18 protein-coding genes are annotated in these 20997 nt (G+C 43.1%); 8 read left to right on the plus strand and 10 right to left on the minus strand.

What is annotated here, in order from left to right; all coding sequences use genetic code 11:
* Nucleotides 1-4: 4 nt before the first annotated feature.
* Complete coding sequence (locus AC6IZ0_RS03170) at nt 5-829, minus strand: carbohydrate ABC transporter permease (protein WP_497725065.1); 825 nt, start codon at nt 827-829, stop codon at nt 5-7.
* 176 nt (nt 830-1005) lie between these two features.
* Between AC6IZ0_RS03170 and AC6IZ0_RS03175 the strand changes: the two genes are divergently transcribed.
* The 4 genes from AC6IZ0_RS03175 (at nt 1006) to AC6IZ0_RS03190 (ending at nt 5073) form a co-directional block, all read left to right on the plus strand.
* Entirely contained in the window at nt 1006-1701 is a 696-nt protein-coding gene (locus AC6IZ0_RS03175) for an aldehyde oxygenase (deformylating) (protein WP_271731533.1), read from the plus strand.
* A gap of 293 nt (nt 1702-1994) precedes the next feature.
* Nucleotides 1995-3032, plus strand: coding sequence for a long-chain acyl-[acyl-carrier-protein] reductase (locus AC6IZ0_RS03180; protein WP_271731535.1), 1038 nt, complete (start codon nt 1995-1997; stop codon nt 3030-3032).
* Nucleotides 3033-3128: 96 nt separating this feature from the next.
* Nucleotides 3129-4109 (plus strand): acetyl-CoA carboxylase carboxyltransferase subunit alpha, encoded by a 981-nt coding sequence (locus AC6IZ0_RS03185; RefSeq protein WP_271731537.1) that lies wholly within the window; start codon nt 3129-3131, stop codon nt 4107-4109.
* Between the two features lie 241 nt (nt 4110-4350).
* Nucleotides 4351-5073, plus strand: coding sequence for an SDR family oxidoreductase (locus AC6IZ0_RS03190; RefSeq protein WP_497725067.1), 723 nt, complete (start codon nt 4351-4353; stop codon nt 5071-5073).
* 47 nt (nt 5074-5120) lie between these two features.
* Here the strand turns inward: AC6IZ0_RS03190 and AC6IZ0_RS03195 are convergent, their stop codons facing one another.
* Nucleotides 5121-5753 (minus strand): phosphoribosylanthranilate isomerase, encoded by a 633-nt coding sequence (locus tag AC6IZ0_RS03195; protein WP_497725987.1) that lies wholly within the window; start codon nt 5751-5753, stop codon nt 5121-5123.
* Nucleotides 5754-5973: 220 nt separating this feature from the next.
* Here AC6IZ0_RS03195 and psaK point away from each other — a divergent pair, with 220 nt between their 5' ends.
* Together psaK and AC6IZ0_RS03205 are read left to right on the plus strand one after the other, a co-directional pair.
* Entirely contained in the window at nt 5974-6252 is a 279-nt protein-coding gene (gene psaK, locus AC6IZ0_RS03200; RefSeq protein ID WP_271731539.1) for a photosystem I reaction center subunit PsaK, read from the plus strand.
* Nucleotides 6253-6470: 218 nt separating this feature from the next.
* Complete coding sequence (locus tag AC6IZ0_RS03205; protein ID WP_497725068.1) at nt 6471-7664, plus strand: site-2 protease family protein; 1194 nt, start codon at nt 6471-6473, stop codon at nt 7662-7664.
* A gap of 426 nt (nt 7665-8090) precedes the next feature.
* On the opposite strand, the gene AC6IZ0_RS03210 is transcribed toward AC6IZ0_RS03205, so the two are convergent.
* From AC6IZ0_RS03210 to AC6IZ0_RS03220, 3 genes are all read right to left on the minus strand, one after another.
* Nucleotides 8091-8309, minus strand: a complete 219-nt coding sequence (locus AC6IZ0_RS03210) for a hypothetical protein (RefSeq protein WP_271731540.1) — start codon at nt 8307-8309, stop codon at nt 8091-8093.
* Nucleotides 8310-8529: 220 nt separating this feature from the next.
* Nucleotides 8530-9255 carry a lipoate--protein ligase family protein gene (locus AC6IZ0_RS03215; RefSeq protein WP_497725988.1) on the minus strand — a complete coding sequence of 242 codons (726 nt, stop codon included), beginning with the start codon at nt 9253-9255 and terminating at the stop codon, nt 8530-8532.
* A 164-nt stretch (nt 9256-9419) separates the two neighbouring features.
* Nucleotides 9420-9887, minus strand: coding sequence for a YbjN domain-containing protein (locus tag AC6IZ0_RS03220; protein WP_271761203.1), 468 nt, complete (start codon nt 9885-9887; stop codon nt 9420-9422).
* Nucleotides 9888-10567: 680 nt separating this feature from the next.
* On the opposite strand from AC6IZ0_RS03220, the gene AC6IZ0_RS03225 reads away from it, so the two are divergent.
* Together AC6IZ0_RS03225 and AC6IZ0_RS03230 are read left to right on the plus strand one after the other, a co-directional pair.
* The gene (locus AC6IZ0_RS03225) at nt 10568-11146 is read left to right on the plus strand and encodes a COP23 domain-containing protein (RefSeq protein WP_497725070.1); all 579 of its coding nucleotides are present in this window, start codon (nt 10568-10570) and stop codon (nt 11144-11146) included.
* Between the two features lie 367 nt (nt 11147-11513).
* Nucleotides 11514-14579, plus strand: a complete 3066-nt coding sequence (locus tag AC6IZ0_RS03230; protein ID WP_497725071.1) for a tetratricopeptide repeat protein — start codon at nt 11514-11516, stop codon at nt 14577-14579.
* Between the two features lie 242 nt (nt 14580-14821).
* On the opposite strand, the gene AC6IZ0_RS03235 is transcribed toward AC6IZ0_RS03230, so the two are convergent.
* The 5 genes from AC6IZ0_RS03235 to AC6IZ0_RS03255 form a co-directional block, all read right to left on the minus strand.
* Nucleotides 14822-15067: a hypothetical protein gene (locus tag AC6IZ0_RS03235; protein WP_497725072.1), complete on the minus strand. Its 246-nt coding sequence runs from the start codon at nt 15065-15067 to the stop codon at nt 14822-14824.
* Nucleotides 15067-15705, minus strand: coding sequence for a hypothetical protein (locus tag AC6IZ0_RS03240; protein WP_497725074.1), 639 nt, complete (start codon nt 15703-15705; stop codon nt 15067-15069). The genes AC6IZ0_RS03235 and AC6IZ0_RS03240 overlap by 1 nt, the downstream gene beginning before the upstream one ends.
* 442 nt (nt 15706-16147) lie before the next feature.
* Nucleotides 16148-17710, minus strand: coding sequence for a protein kinase domain-containing protein (locus tag AC6IZ0_RS03245; RefSeq protein WP_497725075.1), 1563 nt, complete (start codon nt 17708-17710; stop codon nt 16148-16150).
* Nucleotides 17711-17883: 173 nt separating this feature from the next.
* Nucleotides 17884-19605: an ABC transporter substrate-binding protein gene (locus tag AC6IZ0_RS03250; RefSeq protein WP_497725076.1), complete on the minus strand. Its 1722-nt coding sequence runs from the start codon at nt 19603-19605 to the stop codon at nt 17884-17886.
* Between the two features lie 43 nt (nt 19606-19648).
* Nucleotides 19649-20452, minus strand: a complete 804-nt coding sequence (locus AC6IZ0_RS03255; protein ID WP_497725078.1) for a protein kinase domain-containing protein — start codon at nt 20450-20452, stop codon at nt 19649-19651.
* Between the last annotated feature and the right edge of the window lie 545 nt (nt 20453-20997).

Consider the following 20997-nt stretch of genomic DNA (forward strand, 5'->3'; position numbering starts at 1 on the left):
ATACTCAATTCTTAATCCCTGTGGCGGCAATACCACGAATAAACTGACGCTGGCCGATGAGGAATAAGACTATTACCGGTACGGTGGCTATAGTCACCGCCGCCATCATCAAAGGCCAATTATTTGTGAATTGTTCTTGAAACTCTGCTAAGGCTAATTGCACTGTTCTCAATTCCGGTCTGGTTGTAAATACCAACGGTTTAAACAAATCGTTCCATTCGGCAATAAAGGTAAACAGAAACAGTGTGACTAAGGCTGGACGGGCTAAAGGTAACATGACTCGCCATAAAATTTGCAGTCGGTTCGCTCCGTCTATGCTTGCTGCTTCTTCCAACTCTACGGGAATTGTTTGGAAATACTGACGTAATAGGAAAATCCCAAAGCCATTGACAGCAGTTGGTAAAATCAGCGCCCCATAAGTATTAATCAGGTGTCCCCACTTTAAAACTAAGAAGATGGGAATCACCAGTAATTGGAAGGGAATTACTAAAGTGGCCAAAACAACCACTAACAGCGCTTGTTTACCACGAAATTTCAATCTGGCCAAGGCGTAACCCGCTAAGGCAGAAGTGACCATTTGAAAGGCTGTCACAGCGATCGCCACTAAGGTAGAATTAGCAAACGCTAGTAAAAATTGACCCCGCTGCCAGGCATCGCGGTAATTAGCTAAAGACCAGTTAGTTTTGGCTGAAATTTCTACAGTAGCTCCCGGAGGTGCAAAAGAGGTGAGGAAGACCACTAGCAAGGGGAATAGGACAATCAATGCCCCCAATAGCAGCACTCCTAGTCGCAAAAAATTGCCAGATTTTAGATTCCAAGGTTTAGGCATGAGTTGTGCATCCAAGCTTTGTTTTCTACTACTAGAGCATCGTCCCCAGCAAGAGTTAATCTATAACATAGTGACTTGTTAAGTTAAATTAAACCATAGTGATGATTACCCTAAATCTATCAGGGACAATCAAATTTTTGTATCAAATGATTCAAGTTTACCGGAGTAAACACACCATGCAACAACTTACAGCCGAGTTAGAAATTGATTTCCACAGTGAAGAATACAAAGATGCTTACAGTCGCATCAATGCTATTGTCATTGAGGGGGAACAAGAAGCTTATGAAAATTACATCACATTGGCTCAAATGCTCCCAGACTGTAAAGATGAACTCATTCGTTTATCTAAAATGGAAAATCGCCACAAAAAGGGTTTTGAGGCTTGTGGGCGTAATCTAAAAGTTACACCAAATATGGAGTTTGCTCAGGAGTTCTTCGCTCAACTCCACGCCAATTTCCAAACAGCCGCAGCTGAGGGTAAAGTGGTGACTTGCTTGCTGATTCAGTCTTTGATTATTGAATGCTTTGCGATCGCAGCATATAACATTTACATTCCCGTTGCCGATGATTTTGCCCGTAAAATCACTGAGGGAGTAGTCAAAGATGAGTATAGTCACCTCAACTTTGGAGAGGTGTGGTTGAAAGAAAACTTTACAGAATCGAAAGCTGAATTAGAAGCAGCCAACCGCCAAAACCTACCCATTGTTTGGAAAATGCTCAACCAGGTAGAAGATGATGCCCACGTCTTGGCCATGGAAAAAGAAGCTTTAGTAGAAGACTTCATGATTCAATACGGTGAAGCATTGAGTAACATTGGATTCACGACGAGGGACATTATGCGGATGTCTGCCTATGGACTCACAGCCGCTTAATAAGTGCCTAGGGGCAGGCAAAATACGGAATTTAAAATACTTACCGGAATTTAGCACTGCCTAGTTTTCTCCGTGATGCATCTTACGCTTTGTGTCATCCTTGTGAAAGTGATATCAAGAAACCAGAATACATTAAGATTTTCTTAATGAAGAATTACTTTTCCCCGGTATTTCCGTTGGCCTAGGGTTTCCGAAGCAAAAAAGAAAAAGGCAATATTACTAATTGCTTGGTATTTAGTTCTTCCCCACTTATTCAACGCTTTCGACAAAGCATACGCCTAATACATCAATACATGTTTGGTCTAATTGGACATTTGACTAGTTTAGAACACGCCCAAGCGGTAGCCCAAGAATTGGGTTACCCAGAATATGCCGATCAAGGGTTAGATTTTTGGTGCAGCGCCCCGCCCCAAATTGTCGATGAAATCACGGTTACCAGTGTAACTGGGCAGACAATCCAAGGACGGTATGTAGAATCTTGTTTTTTGCCGGAAATGCTAGCCAATCGGCGCATAAAGGCAGCAACACGCAAAATTCTCAACGCCATGGCTCATGCTCAAAAGCATGGCATAAATATTACGGCCTTGGGGGGATTTTCCTCAATTATTTTTGAAAACTTTAAATTGGAGCAATTTAGGCAAGTCCGCAACATCAAACTAGAGTTTGAACGCTTCACCACCGGGAATACTCACACAGCCTACGTCATTTGTCGCCAGGTGGAACAAGCGTCAAAACAAATAGGAATTGATTTGTCGAAAGCGACTGTTGCTATATGTGGCGCTACTGGAGATATTGGCAGTGCAGTGACACGCTGGCTTAATATCAGAACAGATGTCAAAGAACTTTTGCTCATCGCCCGTAACCATGAACGTCTAACAGAGTTACAAGCCGAATTGGGAAGGGGGAAAATTATGGGTTTAGATGAAGCACTCCCCCAAGCTGATATCGTCGTTTGGGTCGCCAGTATGCCCAAAGGTCTGGAAATTGATTTTCAAGTCTTGAAGCAGCCTTGTTTGCTGATTGACGGTGGCTATCCGAAAAATTTAGCTACTAAAATTCAGCAGAGTGGGGTTCATGTGCTAAACGGTGGCATCGTGGAACATTCTCTCGATATTGACTGGAAAATTATGAAAATAGTCAATATGGATGTTCCCACACGCCAGTTGTTCGCTTGCTTTGCTGAATCAATGCTGCTTGAATTTGAGAAGTTGTACACGAACTTTTCTTGGGGGCGCAATCAGATTACCGTAGACAAAATGGAGCAGATTGGTCAAGCATCTATAAAACACGGGTTTAGACCACTGCTAGTTGAGTCATTAGTCCTTAACTAGTGACTGGAAATGCCTATAGTCAGCCCCAACATCCCCACCCTATGCCCCGCCCTGAAGGACGGGGAAAATTAACACTCAAAACTCTGAATTTGTAAGATGCCAACTACCGAGCGCAAACCACTACTGTTAGATTTTGAAAAGCCACTAGCAGAACTGGCAAACCGAATTGATCAGATTCGGCAACTGGCAGCAGAAAATGGCGTTGATGTTTCTGGTGAAATTCGCAAATTAGAAACACGGGCTATGCAACTACGGGAAGAAATTTTTAGTAATTTATCGCCTTCCCAACGTCTGCAAGTTGCTCGTCATCCTCGTCGCCCTAGTACACTTGACTATATCCAGTCCATCAGTGATGAGTGGATGGAGTTACACGGCGATCGCTGCGGTGGCGACGATCCGGCTTTAGTTGGTGGTGTAGGTCGTTTGGGCGGGCAGCCAGTGGTGATGTTAGGTCATCAAAAAGGCCGCGACACCAAGGATAATGTCGCCCGGAATTTCGGTATGGCTTCCCCCGGTGGTTACCGGAAAGCCCTGCGCTTGATGGAACACGCTCACAAGTTTGGGATGCCGATTATAACTTTCATCGACACCCCAGGGGCTTGGGCGGGTATAGAAGCTGAACATCAAGGTCAAGGAGAAGCCATCGCCTATAATTTACGGGAAATGTTTTGTTTTGATGTGCCCATTATCTGCACAGTCATCGGCGAAGGTGGATCTGGTGGCGCTTTAGGTATTGGTGTGGGCGATCGCCTGATGATGTTTGAACACGCCGTTTATACCGTTGCCACCCCGGAAGCCTGCGCGGCGATTTTGTGGAAAGATGCCAGCAAATCCCCCCAAGCAGCTGTGGCTTTAAAAATCATTTCCCACGACCTAAAAAACTTGGGTATCATTGACGAGATATTACCTGAACCCATTGGTGGCGCTCATTCCGATCCCCTAGAAGCGGCCAGAACTCTTAAGCAAAGCTTATTAGACAACTTGGAAGAACTCAACCGCTTAACATCTCAAGAGCGCCGGCAACTGCGCTATGAAAAATTTCGCAAAATTGGTGTTTTTACTGAATCTATCCACTGATACCACCAGAAAATCACCCCATTGCTCATCGGCAATGCTATAATACCTATGGCTACCCAAAGATGGTTAAAAATTTCAACAGCCATAGGTTTTTTGTATTTTTAGCAAATCAACTGGATTTAGCGGGTGGTTTGTCTGTTCTTTAGTAATCACTGATCATTTACTAAAAATTGCTTGCTGAAAATTACTTTAACAAGCCCCAAAATTTCCATAATTAGTTGCGCAAAAATTTGGAGAAAGCATGAGTTGGGAAAAACGACGCGCCCTAATTACTGGGGCTAGTAGTGGAATTGGCAAAGCAACGGCATTAGCCTTTGCCAAAGCGGGAATTGATGTCGCTTTAGTCAGCCGTTCTTTAGACAAGTTGGAGATAGTAGCCGCAGCAGCTAGGGATACAGGAGTAGCAGCCAAGGCTTACTCTGTGGATTTGGCTCATGTGTCTCAAGTAAAAGCAGCAATTCAAGACATCGCCCTTGATTTTGGCGGCATAGATATCTTAGTCAACAATGCGGGTATAGCATACACAGCAAACTTAAGTGAAACCCCCCTAAAAGATTGGCAGCAAGTCATTAACTTGAACCTCACCAGTGTATTTGAATGCTGTATGGCTATCTTGCCGGGAATGAGACAAGCAAAACAAGGTATGATTATTAACGTCGCCTCCATTGCCGGAAAGCAAGCTTTTCCTGGTTGGGGAGCTTATAGCGTCAGTAAAGCGGGCTTACTGGCCTTGAGTCAAACCCTAGCACAAGAAGAACGCAGCCATGGGATTCGGGTCACTGCAATTTGCCCTGGTGCTGTGAATACGGAATTGTGGGATACAGACACCGTACAGTCGGATTTTGACCGTTCAAAAATGTTAACGCCAGAAATCGTTGCTCAGTCAATTCTCTACACAGCCTTACTACCACAGCAAGCTGTCATTGATGAATTAACCCTCATGCCCAGTGCTGGCGCTCTTTAAAGTCTAAAATCTTGAGTACTGGGTATTTATTTAACCCAGGTGGGTGATCAAAATGGTCTCCCTAATATCTCAAACAGCAGCGCTACTTTGTTTAAATCTTTATCTCCTGGTTTAATTTCTACACCGCTAGATAAATCTATCCCATCGGGTTTGACTTGACTTAATGCAGCTACTATATTATCTGGGGTTAGTCCCCCAGCTAACAACCAAGGACAATTAGGTCTAAATTTCTCTAACATTTCCCAGTCTAAAGTTTGTCCAGTACCTCCTAATTGTTGGGGATGATAGGCATCTAGTAGTATTGTGTCTATATGGTCTGTATAGTTGGCTGTTGCCATGAGGTTCTCTAAACTGCGAATTCTAAAGGCTTTGATGATTTCGATATTGGGCAGACTTTGACGTAAAATACAGCAAAATTCTGGGGTTTCGTCTGCGTGTAACTGTACACCAGTCAATCCAGCACTCTTGACTATCTGGATAATTTCAGGAATGCTAGCCTTGGCAAAAACCCCGATTTTGTCAATATTTACTGGTAATTGCGCCACCGCCGCCTGAATTTGCTCTGGGGTAACATAGCGGGGCGATGTGGGTACACATATAAATCCTAGTGCGGTTGCACCTAGGGAAGCGATCGCTACAGACTGTTGTGGTTGAGTAATACCGCAAATTTTTACCCGCATATGAATTTTATCTACAAGATATAGCATTTACCATGCTCGTGAGGTACAATTTTTTTAGTTTGAGGGAACAGGGAACACCGGAACAGGGAACAGGGAATTGGTGTGTACTTCATGAGCCTGAAAAAGGCTATAAATACTAACCTAACCTTTGAGGGAGGATGGAGAAACTTTTTCAGGAGCAGTATAGCTACATTAGCTTGTTTATCCCTGACAAAGAACTATGATCTCATCAATCTTATTAACAGTTCAAGTGACGGTTCCCAACACTGGTACTACATCGAATTGGATTGCTACTGCTATTATTATTGGCAGTTGTCTGTTATGTCTTTTAATTATTCCCCGCACTATTAGTTACCCACAGGTGGGTAATAAAATGCCTTTACCTTTGTCGGGACTGTTCAATAATCCTAGTATTGGCTGCTTCTTGGCGGCTATGAGTGCTGGTCATATCATTGGTGTGGGTGCGGTTTTGGGACTGACTAATCTGGGTATTATTTAATTTTGTTTCTGTCTACATTAGCCCCAAGTATTGGGAATCTAGGTCAATCGGATATCACACGACGGAAATCCCCACCCTCAGTCATTTGTACTGGGGGTTAGTTATATGTCAACCTAGAAGTAAGGTATCTGGTTGTCCCTCATCACACACACAAATATGTTGACGGTTAACTGCTGGCCGTTGACAGTTATCAGTGAACACTCAACTAGGACAAGATCATGCAAAGTTGGAAAATTGGCTCTTTATTTGGCATCCCACTATTTTTAGATCCACTATGGTTTATAGTTTTAGGGTTAGCTACCCTTAACTTTAGTATGGCTTACCAGCAATGGGGTACTACCATTGCTTGGAGTGCGGGGATAGTCATGGCGCTACTGCTGTTTACTTCAGTATTATTACATGAGTTGGGTCACAGCTTGGCAGCGCGATCGCAAGGCATTAAAGTTAATTCTATTACTCTATTTCTCTTTGGTGGTATTGCGGCTATAGAAGAGGAATCAAAAACCCCCGCTAAGGCGTTTCAAGTCGCCATCGCTGGGCCTTTGGTAAGTATCGCCCTATTTTTGCTGTTTACTGTAACTACTAATATTACACCGGCAACTAGCCCTGTGTCGGCTATGGTTACAGATTTGGCAAGAATTAATTTAGTTGTCGCCCTGTTTAACCTCATTCCCGGTTTACCTCTAGATGGCGGACAAGTCTTGAAGGCTGCGGTGTGGCAAATGACAGGAGACCGCTTTCAAGCTGTACACTGGGCTGCGAGGGCTGGGCAAATTTTAGGTTACAGTGCGATCGCCTTGGGATTTGTTGTAGACTTTTTGACTAGCGAGTTAATTACTGGCTTATGGATTGCTTTAATTGGTTGGTTTGCTGTGCGTAATGCTAACAGCTATGACCGTGTAACTACCTTACAAGAAACTTTGCTGAAGTTATTAGCCAGGGATGCGATGACTCGTGATTTCCGCGTAGTTGATGCGGGTCAAAGTTTACGTAATTTTGCTGATTCTTACCTATTGGATACTAACGCTGCCAATATCTACTTTGCTGTAGCTGATGGGCGTTATCAGGGTATGGTTAGTATTGATGATTTACGCCTGGTAGACAGAGGTGAATGGGAAAACCGCACTCTACAAACTATAGTGCATCCCTTAGCAGAAATCCCCTGCGTAGCTGAATCGACTTCTTTCGCTGAGGTGATTAACAAGCTGGAAAATGAGCATTTACCCCGAATTACCGTGCTTTCGCCAGCTGGTACAGTTGCGGGTGTGATTGACCGGGGGGATATTGTGCGGGAGTTGGCGCAAAAATTAAATTTACGCCTTACTGATGAGGATGTTCAGCGTATTAAGGAAGATGGTAGCTATCCCCCAGGGTTGCAATTAGGAACAATTGCTAAGTCAATTACACATTAGAGGTTGTTTGTCAAGTATTAAACAGGTAATTTTTATTTTAGGGAACAGGGAATGGGGAACACCGGAACAGGGAACAGGGAATGGGGAATGGGGAATGGGGAATGGGGAACCGAAACAATCAAATCCAATCCCCTCCCCTGACAAGGACAAGACTTGGTGGACAAGGTGGACAAGGTGACCACCGGAGAAAACCAGTACAAAGTCTGTATTCTTGGTAAGAAAAATAGCCCCTTAAAAGACCATTGTCCGTATAAAATCTTCCTTGTCCACTTTCCTTCCTTGTCTTCGGTGGTCTTGCCTTCACAGATCATATTAAAAACCTACCCTTGTAAGGAAGGGGGTGGGGTTAAATAATATTAGATACACTAATCATGACTTTGCAAACATCCTCTTAGAGGTGATTTACCTTAATTCTGCTGTATTGTTTCAAGTTTCCCCATTAAAGAAGTTGCTGAGAAGTTCTGGAAGCTTGTTGATTTCTTGTATCAGGTCGTCGGGACTAAAACCAAAGGTATTCAAAATCACGATGATCACAAAAACAGCGATCGCACTACTAATAAATGTTTTTAATACTTTAAACAATGCCCGGAAAATAATCAAGGCGACAATTACAGCAGCAACGAGAATGATGATATTAGTTGGCATTTTCGTGATAAATAATTGCTTGCAGATTCGGGATAAAATATGATCTTGCCTTTTTCAGGCTCATGAAGTACACACCAATTCCCTATTCCCTGTTCCCTATTCCCTGTTCCGGTGTTCCGGTGTTCCCTCAAACTAAAAAAAATTGTACCTCACGAGCATGGTAAATGCTATAATAGTAAACACAGTTTTATTGGTAGTCAATAAAATTCTGCCTTGGGGTTTAAATTTTGGCGGTAATTTCCCCCCATTCACACAGAGAAAGGGGTTGTACTTGTATCTCCATAGCAAAACAATTACAAGCGGCGGTAATCAAGGCGCTGATAATTGTATCTAGACTCAAATTACCAGGAAGTTCTATAGTAGTGATAGGTTCTGTACCAAACACCTGAGTAAACAATTGAGCATCCTGGTGTAAAGGCATTGAACCATGTTGGAGAATTACCCCACCTTTTTGTACTTGGGCGCTACCAATCAGTTTAGCACCATTGGGTAACAGTAAATCTGCACTTGTCGCCGTACCAAAACAGTTAGGGTTGTGGATATAGCCCCGCCCTGCAGTACCATAGGACAATTCCACACCAAGCGATCGCCATCCTTGAATTAAAAACTCACAAATTTTCTCATATATCTGTAGACGATTACCAGTAATGCCCGAAGTAACCACAGTATAAGTTAAATCACCTTGATGTAACACAGCCCTACCACCAGTAGGACGGCGCACCAAGTCTAACTGCTGTCCTCGCCAAATCAAATTCTGCCACAATTCCGGGTATTGGCGTTGGTGATAACCCAGAGAAATAGCAGGTGGCGACCAGGTGTAAAATCGCAGAGTTGGGGGATGGTCTCCAGATTTATGCTGTTCTAACAACCATCTGTCAATAGCCATCTGCACATCCCCCGCAGCTTCTAACCAAGGAATTAGTCGCCACACCTGCGGACTATGCAAGTTTTCAATTGGGTTCAACACTGATATTTAGAGAGTTGCAAAAAAAGACAATTTATCACGAAAATCCCAGGACTCGCAGCCAAAACCCGAAAAAATCCTGGGTAAATCCTGTGGAGTGGGTATACTACCCGCCTTACATAAGTAAGCTGCTATAACAGATAATCCTAGGCAGAACCATACTCAGATTGCAAAACTTCATCATTCTCATCAGCAATAGTTGCCACAATGGTAATCAACCGTGAGACCTCCGCAGGAGATAAATCTTCCAGAGTGCGTGTTGATATCACCACTACCTGACTTTCAACAATACCAAAACGGGCTTCTAAAGTGCTAGAGCAGTTCATTTCCAAAAGATGACGCATTAACTTAGCCTCATCCCGAGCAGGTAACTTAAGCACCGCCGACCAAACCGTGATAGTATCATCGTCGTTTTGTCCATTCAATTGTACAAATACGTCCACAGTCCCGTACCTAAATTTCCACAGATAACCTCCTCCTGACGGGTGACTAACCATAGCGCTATCATCTTGTTCTAGAGATTCAATGACATTTTCAATGACTTCTATGTGGTTAATGGTCACCGTCTCTGGGTTGAGTTCATCACTGATTACGGTTTCTTGGTAGTTTGTCATATATATTTTTTCCTCAAGATAGTTATTTGTGCATCTACACATACTTTATCGCCTATAAGTAAAGTTAGTTGTAGCCCCTGAAATTTGTGATATCTGACCCACGCCATCAGAGGATGTTTGATAAGTTTTCAACAGGTAATTTTTATCTTAGGGAACACCGGATCAGGGAACAGGGAACACACCGAACACACAAAAAATAATAAAATCCAGTCCCCTCCCCTGACAAGGACAAGACAAGGTGGACAAGGTGGACAAGGTGACCAGGGAGAAAACCAGTACAAAGTCTGTATTCTTAGTAAGAAAAATAGCCCATTAAAAGACCATTGTCCGTATAAAATCTTCCTTGTCCACTTTCCTTCCTTGTCTTCGGTAGTCTTGCTTTCACAGATCATATTAAAAACCTACCCTTGTAAGGAAGGGGGTGGGGTGAAACAATAGTTGATACACTAATCATGACTTGACAAACATCCTCTCAGAAGTCCGGGATCTAAAACTCACAACCGCACACATCACACAGCCCAAGATAACTGGGGAAACTCAAAGATATTTTCTTAATTAACAGTAATTTAACCAAAAACCTTGGGAACAATGTAGAATATACATACGTCACAGGTTTATGTATTTCCACCTGGATGCTTAAGTAATCTCCCCATGTCCCCATCTATATCAAACTTAAAGCCATGCATCTACCAAAACTAACTAGCGCTGTAGCCTTAACAGCACTGACATTTACCCTCAGTGCTCCCCCTGCTGCGAGTCAAACTACAGCCAAGCAAGTCAACTTTATTTGTCGCTCAATTACCCCCCGCACTGACGGACTGCGGAAAGTTCCCGCCACCGTGGCGTTTATTCCACAATCGAGACGGTATCAACCAATCATTGCTTGGGAATCTGACTCCTTCCCCAATACTGTGTGGACACCCCAAAAACGCTGTGAAGTAATCAGTCAAAGATTCCAAGATTTTTACAATCAAGATCGGTTAAGATATATGACCGTGGGTCAAATTAAGGGGTTAGGAGTGATTTGCGCTGCTCAATCCCCTGAAACCTGCAATAGTAGGAATCAATTATTTACAGTCAAACCCGGAAGCGACCCCCAAACAGTTTTAGAACAACTGATCGAACTTGCATCCGGTAGAACTACAGAAGGAGTCTCGCAAACTACTAACTCACGAATGTGGGAAACCGTGAATAACCAGAAGTACTTAAATTTCGGTGTTTATTTAGAAAGTGCTCCAGTAGAGGATGTAACCGAATAGGTGACAGATTAAGATCCCCCACCTCTCACATCATCACAGACAATCTAAGATAACTTTGGTTAAGATCCCCGACTTCTCACATCATCACAGACAATCTAAGATAACTTAGCTAGAAGTCGGGGATCTGTGAGGGGGTGCAAGATCCCCGACTTCTCTCCCAAATATTCAATAACTCCCTAGGTTATGGAAGAAGTCGGGGATCTGTGGGAGGGGGTGCAAGATCCCCGACTTCTCAGATCATCACAGACAATCTAGGATAACTTAGCTAGAAGTCGGGGATCTGTTGCGTACCTTTGCGCCCCTTTGCGTTTAACAGCACATATAGTAAATACACCCTCATCCCCTCAACTTACCCCCCCAAGCATTCATGAAACCCCACCTCGCCATTATTACCTGTATATTACTCCTACCCCTTCCCGTCCTAGGGGAAATCACCCACAGCAAAACCTCAAAACCCCCCATACCCGATAAATGTCAACTTGAACCAGAAGAAAACCCAGAAACCGGAACATATTCCCAAACACAACTACAACAGCTTGTGAGACAAATCACAGTCAAAGTCAGGGGAGAACGTGACGCAGCATCAGGGACAATTTTAGCTCAAGCAGGTAACTCTTACTTAGTAGTCACCAACTCCCATGTAGTCAAGAGAATTAACCCCAAAAACCTAAATATTCAAACACCAGACGGTAAAACTCATCCAGCTAAACTGCTTCCTGATACTAACCTTGGTCAATTAGACCTAGCTATATTAGAATTTAACTCAAATCAGCAATATTGCTTACCACCAGAAATTACTAACTTTGATATTGATATAGATACCCCAGTCATGGCCGGGGGATACCCCAGTGCAGAAAATAATATAGTATTTAGACCAGGAAGAGTTAAAAAAATTGTCTCCCAACCGAGTTTAAAAGACGGTTATGAAATTGGCTACGACAGCGACATTGAGCAGGGGATGAGCGGCGGTGCTATCCTCAGCGCCTACGGTTATTTACTAGGCATTAATGGTATGAGCCAATACCCTATATTAAATTTAGGTTATGTCCGTGCTGATGGACAAGAACCCACAGCAGCAGAAATTGAGGAATGGCGTGGGTATAGTTGGGGAATCCCCGTAAGTGGCGTGTTAGATGCGGTGAAACCAGAGGTGTTAACTGCTTATGGGTTACCCCAACGCCAACGCCAACAGCAAACCCAGACGCAGCGCACCGGTTATGATGTCCCAGAAATACCATTAACAGGGTGGTTAAAGGAATTAGAGGAAAAAGCTAAACAAATTACTGTCAAGATTGACATTAGTGGTGAAAATAATGGTTCAGGTGTGATTATTGCTAAGGAAGGAAATATTTACACAGTCCTGACTGCAGCTCATGTGGTGTGTGAGAAGATACAGGGAGGGGGAGAATGTCGCCCCCATACTTACACCATTGTCACCGCAGATGGTCAAACACATCCAGTAGAACCCGATAGTATTCAATCTAATGAAGGGGTGGATTTAGCAGTAGTTAAATTCAGGAGTAACCAAACTTATGCAGTTGCTACCTTAGCTAAATATCCGACTGAAGATAATCAATATATGTTAACAGCGGGGTATCCCATACTGGGGAAAAGTTCACCCTGGCGGTTGACATTGGGACAAACTTGGAGTAGGGAACAGGGGTTAGTTAGAACTACCCTGTCAAGTTCCCGAACTAACAACGACCCCGGAGCGCAATTATTACAAGCTGTGGGTCAACCTGCGGGAGCTTTAAGGGGTGGATATGAGTTAGTTTACACCAGTATTACCTCTGGTGGGATGAGTGGGGGTCCGGTGCTGGATACCCAAGGACGAGTAATTGGGATTCATGGGGAAGCGGAGGGTGTTGTCGGTAATAATATCCAGATAGGTAATAGTTTAGGGATTCCCATTAGTACCTTTTTAGCTTTAGCACCGGGATGGAATACTCGACCGCAACGGGTGGAAGATACACGACCACGGGAGTTAACAAGGGGGGATGAGTTATCGATACAGGCCGCGATTCTCTTTACTCCGGTTCCCCAGGAGAATGCTGATCCTCGTTCGTGGATTGAACGGGGGAATCAATTGTGGCGGTTAGGTCGCTATGGTGAAGCGGTAGAGGCTTTTGAGCGGGCGATCGCCCAAAAACCAGCGTTTATTGATTTGGCTTATTATGGTCAGGGTTTGGCTTTATGGTCGGATGGACAATTCCAGGAAGCAGCAGCAGCGTGGGAATTGGCGGTAAAGGCTAGACCTGATTTTGTCCCAGCTTGGTATTATCTGAGTGCAGTTTATAGGGAATTACAGCAACTGGATAGGGCGCTGACTGCTATCAATCAGGCGATTAAGCTGGAGGATGGTAATCCTAATTTGTATAATCAGAAGTCTGTGGTGTTGTCTGATTTGAAGAAGTATGCAGAGGCTGAGTTGGCGATCAATCAGGCGATTAAACTCAGTCCCCGTCCTGCTTTTTACTACAATCGCGGTAATGTTTACGCTGACCTGCAAAAATGGGATTTAGCTGTGACTGATTACACCCAAGCTATTGCGATTAATCCTAATTATGCTCTAGCTTACAACAATCGCGGTCTTGTTTACGCTGACCTGCAAAAATGGGTTTTAGCATTGGCTGATTACACCCAAGCTATTGCGATTAATCCTAATTTAGCTCCGGTTTACGCCAATCGCGGTGTTGTTTACGCTAACCAGCAAAAATGGGATTTAGCTGTGGCTGATTTCAACCAAGCCATTGCGATTAATCCTAATTTAGCTGAAGCTTACAACAATCGCGGTAATGTTTACCGTAACCAGCAAAAATGGGATTTAGCTGTGGCTGATTTCAACCAAGCCATTGCGATTAATCCTAATTATGCTCCAGATTACAACAATCGCGGTAATGTTTACGCTGACCTGCAAAAATGGGATTTAGCTGTGACTGATTACACCCAAGCTATTGCGATTAATCCTAATTATGCTCCAGCTTACAACAATCGCGGTGTTGTTTACGGTAGGCAGCAAAAATGGGATTTAGCAGTGGCTGATTACACCCAAGCTATTGCGATTAATCCTAATTTAGCTGAAGCTTACATTTGGCGCGGTAATGTTTACAATAACCAGCAAAAATGGGATTTAGCAGTGGCTGATTACACCCAAGCTATTGCGATTAATCCTAATTTAGCTGAAGCTTACTACAATCGCGGTGTTGTTTACGGTAGGCAGCAAAAATGGGATTTAGCAGTGGCTGATTACACCCAAGCTATTGCGATTAATCCTAATTTAGCTGAAGCTTACACCAATCGCGGTATTGTTTACTATAACCTAGGAGACATCAACAAAGCTAGGGAAAACTTCCAAAGAGCAGCGGAATTATTCCTCACTCAAGGTAATACCGCTAATTATGAACGAGCAATTACGCTTTTAAACTCACTGTAACTGCAAGATCCCCGACTTCTCACATCATCACAGATAATCTAGGATAATTTAGCTAGAAGTCGGGGATCTGTGGGGCGATGGTAAAGGCGATGGTCAATGCGATAGCGAAGCGCTGCTGCAAGCAGATCGCCCGGGGCTGAAAAATTGCGTTTGATGCTACACGGGGAGCCGGGGGTTAGAAACCCCCGTCTCAAAGCTAAAGTCAGATAAATCTGACTAGAAAATCATCTATTTGATTATCTTCACAAGATGCGAAGCGCTGCTGTGGGGCGATAGCGAAGCGCTGCTGTGGGTCGATCGCGAAACCCTGCTGTAAGGCGATCGCGAAGTGCTGCTGCAAGCAGATCGCCACCCAGGGAGGCCTGACAAAGCCATAGAAAATAAACCTTTGCGTACCTTTGCGCCCACCTTTGCGCCCCTTTGCGTTTAACCACAGATATAGTCGCCACCCAGGGAGGCCTGACAAACCCCCCTCTCCAAGCTCCCATCACCACTTACGCGGTTGAAAATCCGGCTCATTTAAAATTACCACATCATCACCGCACAGACCCAAGACAAATAAACCTTGACCATAAGCATAATCCCGCACCTCATTAGTAACCACCATCCCCGCCACTGCACCCATAGCCTGTACATCTCTATACCGAGGCATCAGGCGCTTAAACTTTTCTAACCGCTGTAAATGCTTATCTACATCGGCTTGGTTGGGTTTACTCTTCACCTCAACTAACACAGCTTCGGTATCATTTACCACTAATAAATCAATTTCCAAACCTTCGCCCCCGCGCTGTGTAGATAACCCTGGGTGAAGTTCATGGACATCAATACCCCGTTCTCGAAACAATCTTACCGCAGCAGGGCGTACTTGCCATTCTACAAACTCCCCTAGACGATTACCTAACTTACCCAGTTGTTGACTTACCTGTTTAATCTGCTTATCAGTTGCTTGAGCTTGCTGTTTAAGAAACCGCTCCGTTTCTTGAGATCGTTCTTTTAATAACCGCTCAGTTTCTTGAGATTGTTCTTTTAATAACCGCTCTGTCTCTTGAAAGCGGCGCTCTGTTTCCTTTTGAGCTACAATCAACTCACTTAATAAACGCCAAACATCATCAGGTGTGTAAGTCATGGTTGATTCGAGAGGGCATAGCACTATTATAATACTTTAACCAGAATGCCATTTAGCTACACAGGAGCCGGGGGTTAAAAACCCCCGTCTAATAGCTAAAGTCAGATAAATCTGACTAGAAGATCATCTATTTAATTATCTGGACAAGATGCGATCGCCACCCAGGGAGGCCTGACAAACCCCCCTCTCAAAGCCATCGAAAATAAACCTTTGCGTACCTTTGCGCCAACCTTTGCGCCCCTTTGCGTTTAACAACAGATATAGTCGCCAACCAGGGAGGGATTAAAAACCCCAGCGGCGTAAGATCCCCGACTTCTTCTGGGATAATTTAGTTTCAGAAGTCGGGGATCTGTAAGGCGATCGCCCTTTGGCTGTGCTATTAATTAATATCTTTATTGGGTTTTCTGTTGTCAACGCCAATTACTAAGCTGATTATTGATTCTCATTTCCCGATAACACGCCAAAGTTCTTGATTCTCTTGTGGTAATTGCACAGAATTAATCATAGTTTCTTCTACAGGTTTTAGAAACTTATCATAATCTTTTTCTTCGGCGCTATAAGTCAGTACATAGACTTTTTGATCACCCATGATCCAAATTTCCATAACTTTAAATCCAAAGTTATTCTTGTCATTTTGTCGCATATATAGGACTCGATACGCATCTCTATCAGCAACTTTTATAGTTTCCGGTTGAATATTTTGGTGAATGCGGTTTTTAATGGCAAATTCCCTATAATCCTCTAAGGTTTCATCGGGGGCTAAATGTTCTACACTAATAATGAACTCTGGGGGTAAGCCAGTTTGGGAGACATTTATAGGGGAAATCCGCACAATGGTATCTGTTGTATTTGCTGGTTGGGGTTGCCAATTTTGGGGATATTGAATCTTGATTTTAGAGGTGGGATCTTCAAAAGATATGGTACGAATGGAAAGAGAGGGAGAAAAGACTTTGACAACACCAATACTCAGCAAAGAAATTACAGTTATGAGTAGAATTAAACGTTTTAGTCTTTCACTACCTTTTATGTAGTTAATAAGTAGAGTGAAAAAGTTTGGCCGTCGGGGTTCACTCAAAGCTTTAATCACATCCTCTGCTGACTGATATCGCCTTTTAGGATTAGGTTGTAGCATCCTATCTAAAATATCAGCTAGATCCTTACTGACAATCCCTGGATATTTTGTTCTCCAATTCCAGCGGTTATCATTGTTACGGATATGCTGCAAAGAGTCTCTTGTCAGTAATTGAATACAAGAGGCCGCCAGTGCATATAAATCACTGGATGGATCAACTTCTTTCCCTGCTATTTGTTCTGGGGGCGCATATACTCGTGAACCAAAAACAAGGGAAGTTTGTAGATCGGTTTTTCCTTCCACTACTTGCTTAACAGCGCCAAAGTCGATTAAAAACAGTTTTTCTCCCTCGCAAATTATGTTGCTGGGTTTAATATCCCGATGAATAGCATGGTTTTGATGAATGAATTGTAAAACCGGTAGGATTTTTAATAACAACTCTTTAATCTTCTCTTCAGAAAAGCGCCCCTGTGTCTGAAGTTCTTGATTCAAATCCTGGCCTGCAATATATTGTTGGGCTAAATACTGTAACTCTTGTTGAGGATATGACTTACCCTGGGATTCAAAGGCGGGAGCAGTGAAGGAGAAATAATCATATAATACGGGAATGTTAGCATTTTCACCCAAGGTGAGGAGAATTTTGGCTTCCCGTTGAAAGGCTTGTTTGATTCCTTCAACTAGTTTAGGGTCATGAGTTTGAATGTTTAACCGCTTGATGACACGATAGGTTGTCACACCTTGATTGTGTAAGGGTAAATAAATAGCTTTAAAGGTGGAGCCAAATCCTCCGGTTCCTAAAGGTTCTACAGGTAGATAGTTGTTTGGTAAAATTAATGGCATCCCGCAGGCTTCGCAAACCAGTTCTGGGGTGGTGGTGTCTGTCACATGGTTTTCGGGTTTGAGGCAGCCCGGTCTGGTACAATGTATTTTCATTTGTAATCATTTATGGGTGAGAGTTTATTTGTCAGTATTTATGTGTGAGCATATCAAATATGTAGCCACTATACAGCCAAGGAGCGATCGCCCTTCAATTCTCTCATAAAATCTAGGTGATTTGTCATACATTGCTTTGACTATTAACCGAGGGAGAGTGAAATTAACTGTACCTATCGGCAATCACCAAACACAACAAAGGGATTGTTAATATTATCACCAACAGTAATCAGAATGCGTTCGTTGATTTCTTTGCGATCGCCATCATGTTGGAAGCTAATAGTTTTATCCTTAGCAAATACGTCACTAACCGGGGCGTTACCAGCGTCTAAGTCCTCTAGAAATCCCCGAATTTCCAGTGAAGTAGTAACCGTTGGCTGACGACGGAAGACTGATACTAAAACTTGAGTGGCTTCATAGGATAAAACAGCGGTGCGATTGACACTCCCCAACCAGTAATCCTTAGTCTCAGCAATAAAGCTTTGTGCTGCACATTGTGGGTGCCAGTCAACAGCCAGAAACAGTTTATTATTGAGATTTGGCAAACCGCCAGAGGGGCTGATAATTGACTGGTCGTAGAGGGGATTGGAACCTAAAACTATTTTTTTACCTGCATTAGATTTAATCACTTCTAGAGAGCGATCAAAAGCTTTCCTATCTTTATTTCTACCATCAGGAATCACAATTAAAGCCGTGGCATTGGCAACTTTTTTTAAAGCTTGTCCGGCGTCGAAATCATCAGCATCTAAATCAAATTCTTGCACAAGTATTGTTTTTGCCTTCAAAGTTTGCTTAAATCGCTTGAATAAATCCAGACTGAACGGGTCTTTTGGCCGGTAAAAAATTGCCACAGTTGAACCAGGATTCCCCAGCCCTAACTGCTGCAAGTGATTGACCAGGGTTTTGACTTCGACCTTGGTGGATGCAGTCGTTCTAAAGAAGAAAGACGATCCTCCGCACACTCCGCGCAGATATGCCTGGTTACTTACGGGGGAAATGACTACCAACTCAGCCTGATTATAAGCAGATTTGAGAGCTTCGCAGGTGCTATGGCTCAGATAATGACCAACCACAGCCAGAATCTTGCGCCCATTCCCATTAAGTTCAGAGATAGTAAGATCAGAGATAGCCTTGGCGACGACTTTAGCTCCTTCAGGATAATTGCGATCATTGGCAATCACCACCTCTAAATTAATCGGCTGTTTGGGGTCATTCACAGCCTTGTCTTGAGCTTGAGCAATACCAAAGAGCATTTGTTGACCAATATTGAATTGTTGCCAGTTACTATTGGTGAGGGGAACAGCAGCAGCAATGGTGTAGATGGGTTCCCCGGACTTGTGTCGCCGTCTGACTTCGGCATTGTTTTTGTAGATTAGTACCGATGGGTCTTGTAATGCGGCAATCGCTTGTTTATTAGGGAGACTTTGGGGATCACGGGCAGAGTCCTCACGCTCCTGTTTAGCCCAGCGACGAATTTGGGCAAATTTGTTTAGCGCCACGTCATATTTTTCATTTTTAAAGGCTTCAATGCCTTTGTTTTTCAGATCTTGATATATGGTATCGAGTTGGGGGCTACCCTTAAGGTCTGTGTCTCCGACGCTGACTAGTTGCTTTACCTGTCCCGGTTCTACATTCGGTTGCTCTACCTCATGCCATATATGCCTTCTTGCCAGTCCTATCAAAGAAATTACAGTTATGAGTAGAATTAAAGGTTTTGGTCGTTTACTACCTTTAATTATGTACTCGATAAGTTGCTCCCACCAAGGTTTTCTCAAAGCTTTAATCACATCCTCTGCTGACTGATATCGCCTTCGCCTTTGAGGATCAGGTTCGAGCATCCTATGAGGATCAGGTTCGAGCATCCTATCTAAAATATCAGCTAGATGGTTACTCACAATCCCTGGATATTTTGTTCTCCAATTCCAGCGGTTATCATTGTTACGGATATGCTGCAAAGAGTCTCTTGTCAGTAATTGAATACAAGAGGCTGCTCAGTGCATATAAATCACTGGATGGATCAACTTCTCTCCGTGCTATTTGTTCTGGGGGCGCATATGCTGGTGAACCAAAAACAAGGGAAGTTTTTTTTAGATCTGTTTTTCCTTCCACTACTTGCTTAACAGCGCCAAAGTCGATTAAAAATAGGTTTGTTCCCTCGCGAATTATGTTGCTGGGTTTAATATCCCGATGAATAGCATTATTTTCATGAATGAATTGTAAAACTGGTAGAATTTGATTTAACACATCTTTAATCTGCTCTTCAGAAAAGCGCCCCTGTCTCTGAAGTTCTCGACTCAAATCCTGTCCTGCAATATATTGTTGGGCTAAATACTGTAATTCTTGTTGAGGATATAACTTACCCTGGGATTTAAAGTCAGGAGCAGTGAAGGAGAAATAATCATATAATACGGGAATGCGAGGAGAATGTAGACCTAATTGATTGAGTATTTGAGCTTCCCGTTTAAAGGCTAGTTGGATTCCTTCAACTTCTTTATCGTCATCAGTTTGAATGTTTAACCGCTTAATGACACGATAGGTTGTCACACCTTGATTGTGTAACGGTAAATAAATAGCTTTAAAGGTGGAGCCAAATCCACCGGTTCCTAAAGGTTCTACAGGTAGATAGTTGTTTGGTAAAATTAATGGCATCCCGCAGGTTTGACAAACCAGTTCTGGGGTGTTGATGTCTGTCACATCGTTTTCAGGGTTGAGGCAGCCCGGTCTGGTACAATGTATTTTCATCTGTAATCATTTATGGGTGAGAGTTTATTTGTCAGTATTTATGTGTGAGCATATCAAATATGTAGCCACTATATAGCCAAGGAGCGATCGCCCTTCAATTCTCTCATAAAATCTAGGTGACTTGTCATACATTACCAGGCAGTACAAGAAAAATGTATATCAGCATACATAAGTCACATATTACTATGAAACCTGGAGAGCAGAATTTAAAAAGATGTTCCCCAGGCGATCGCCTGGTAATTATTGTGTCAACTTTACAAAAATATATGGTTTTTTTTATACAAAAAACTCCTGCAAGTATGCTTAAAGGTGAGGCTCGGATTCCGCGTATAAGCTGGTATTTTCAGGATTTACGGATATTTTCCCATTGTTGCAGTGACACAAGATTGGCAACACAGGGAAGAATACTATACTAAACTCTATTATATTTATAGTATATAATCTATCTGTCTTTGACAGTTGCCCATAGTTAATTATTCAGAGATCAGAAAATTTCAGCCTATGTCATAACTAAGTATCTGGTAGTACGGCATCCTGTAGATAAG

It is taken from the genome of Anabaenopsis sp. NIES-4685, from assembly GCF_059725405.1.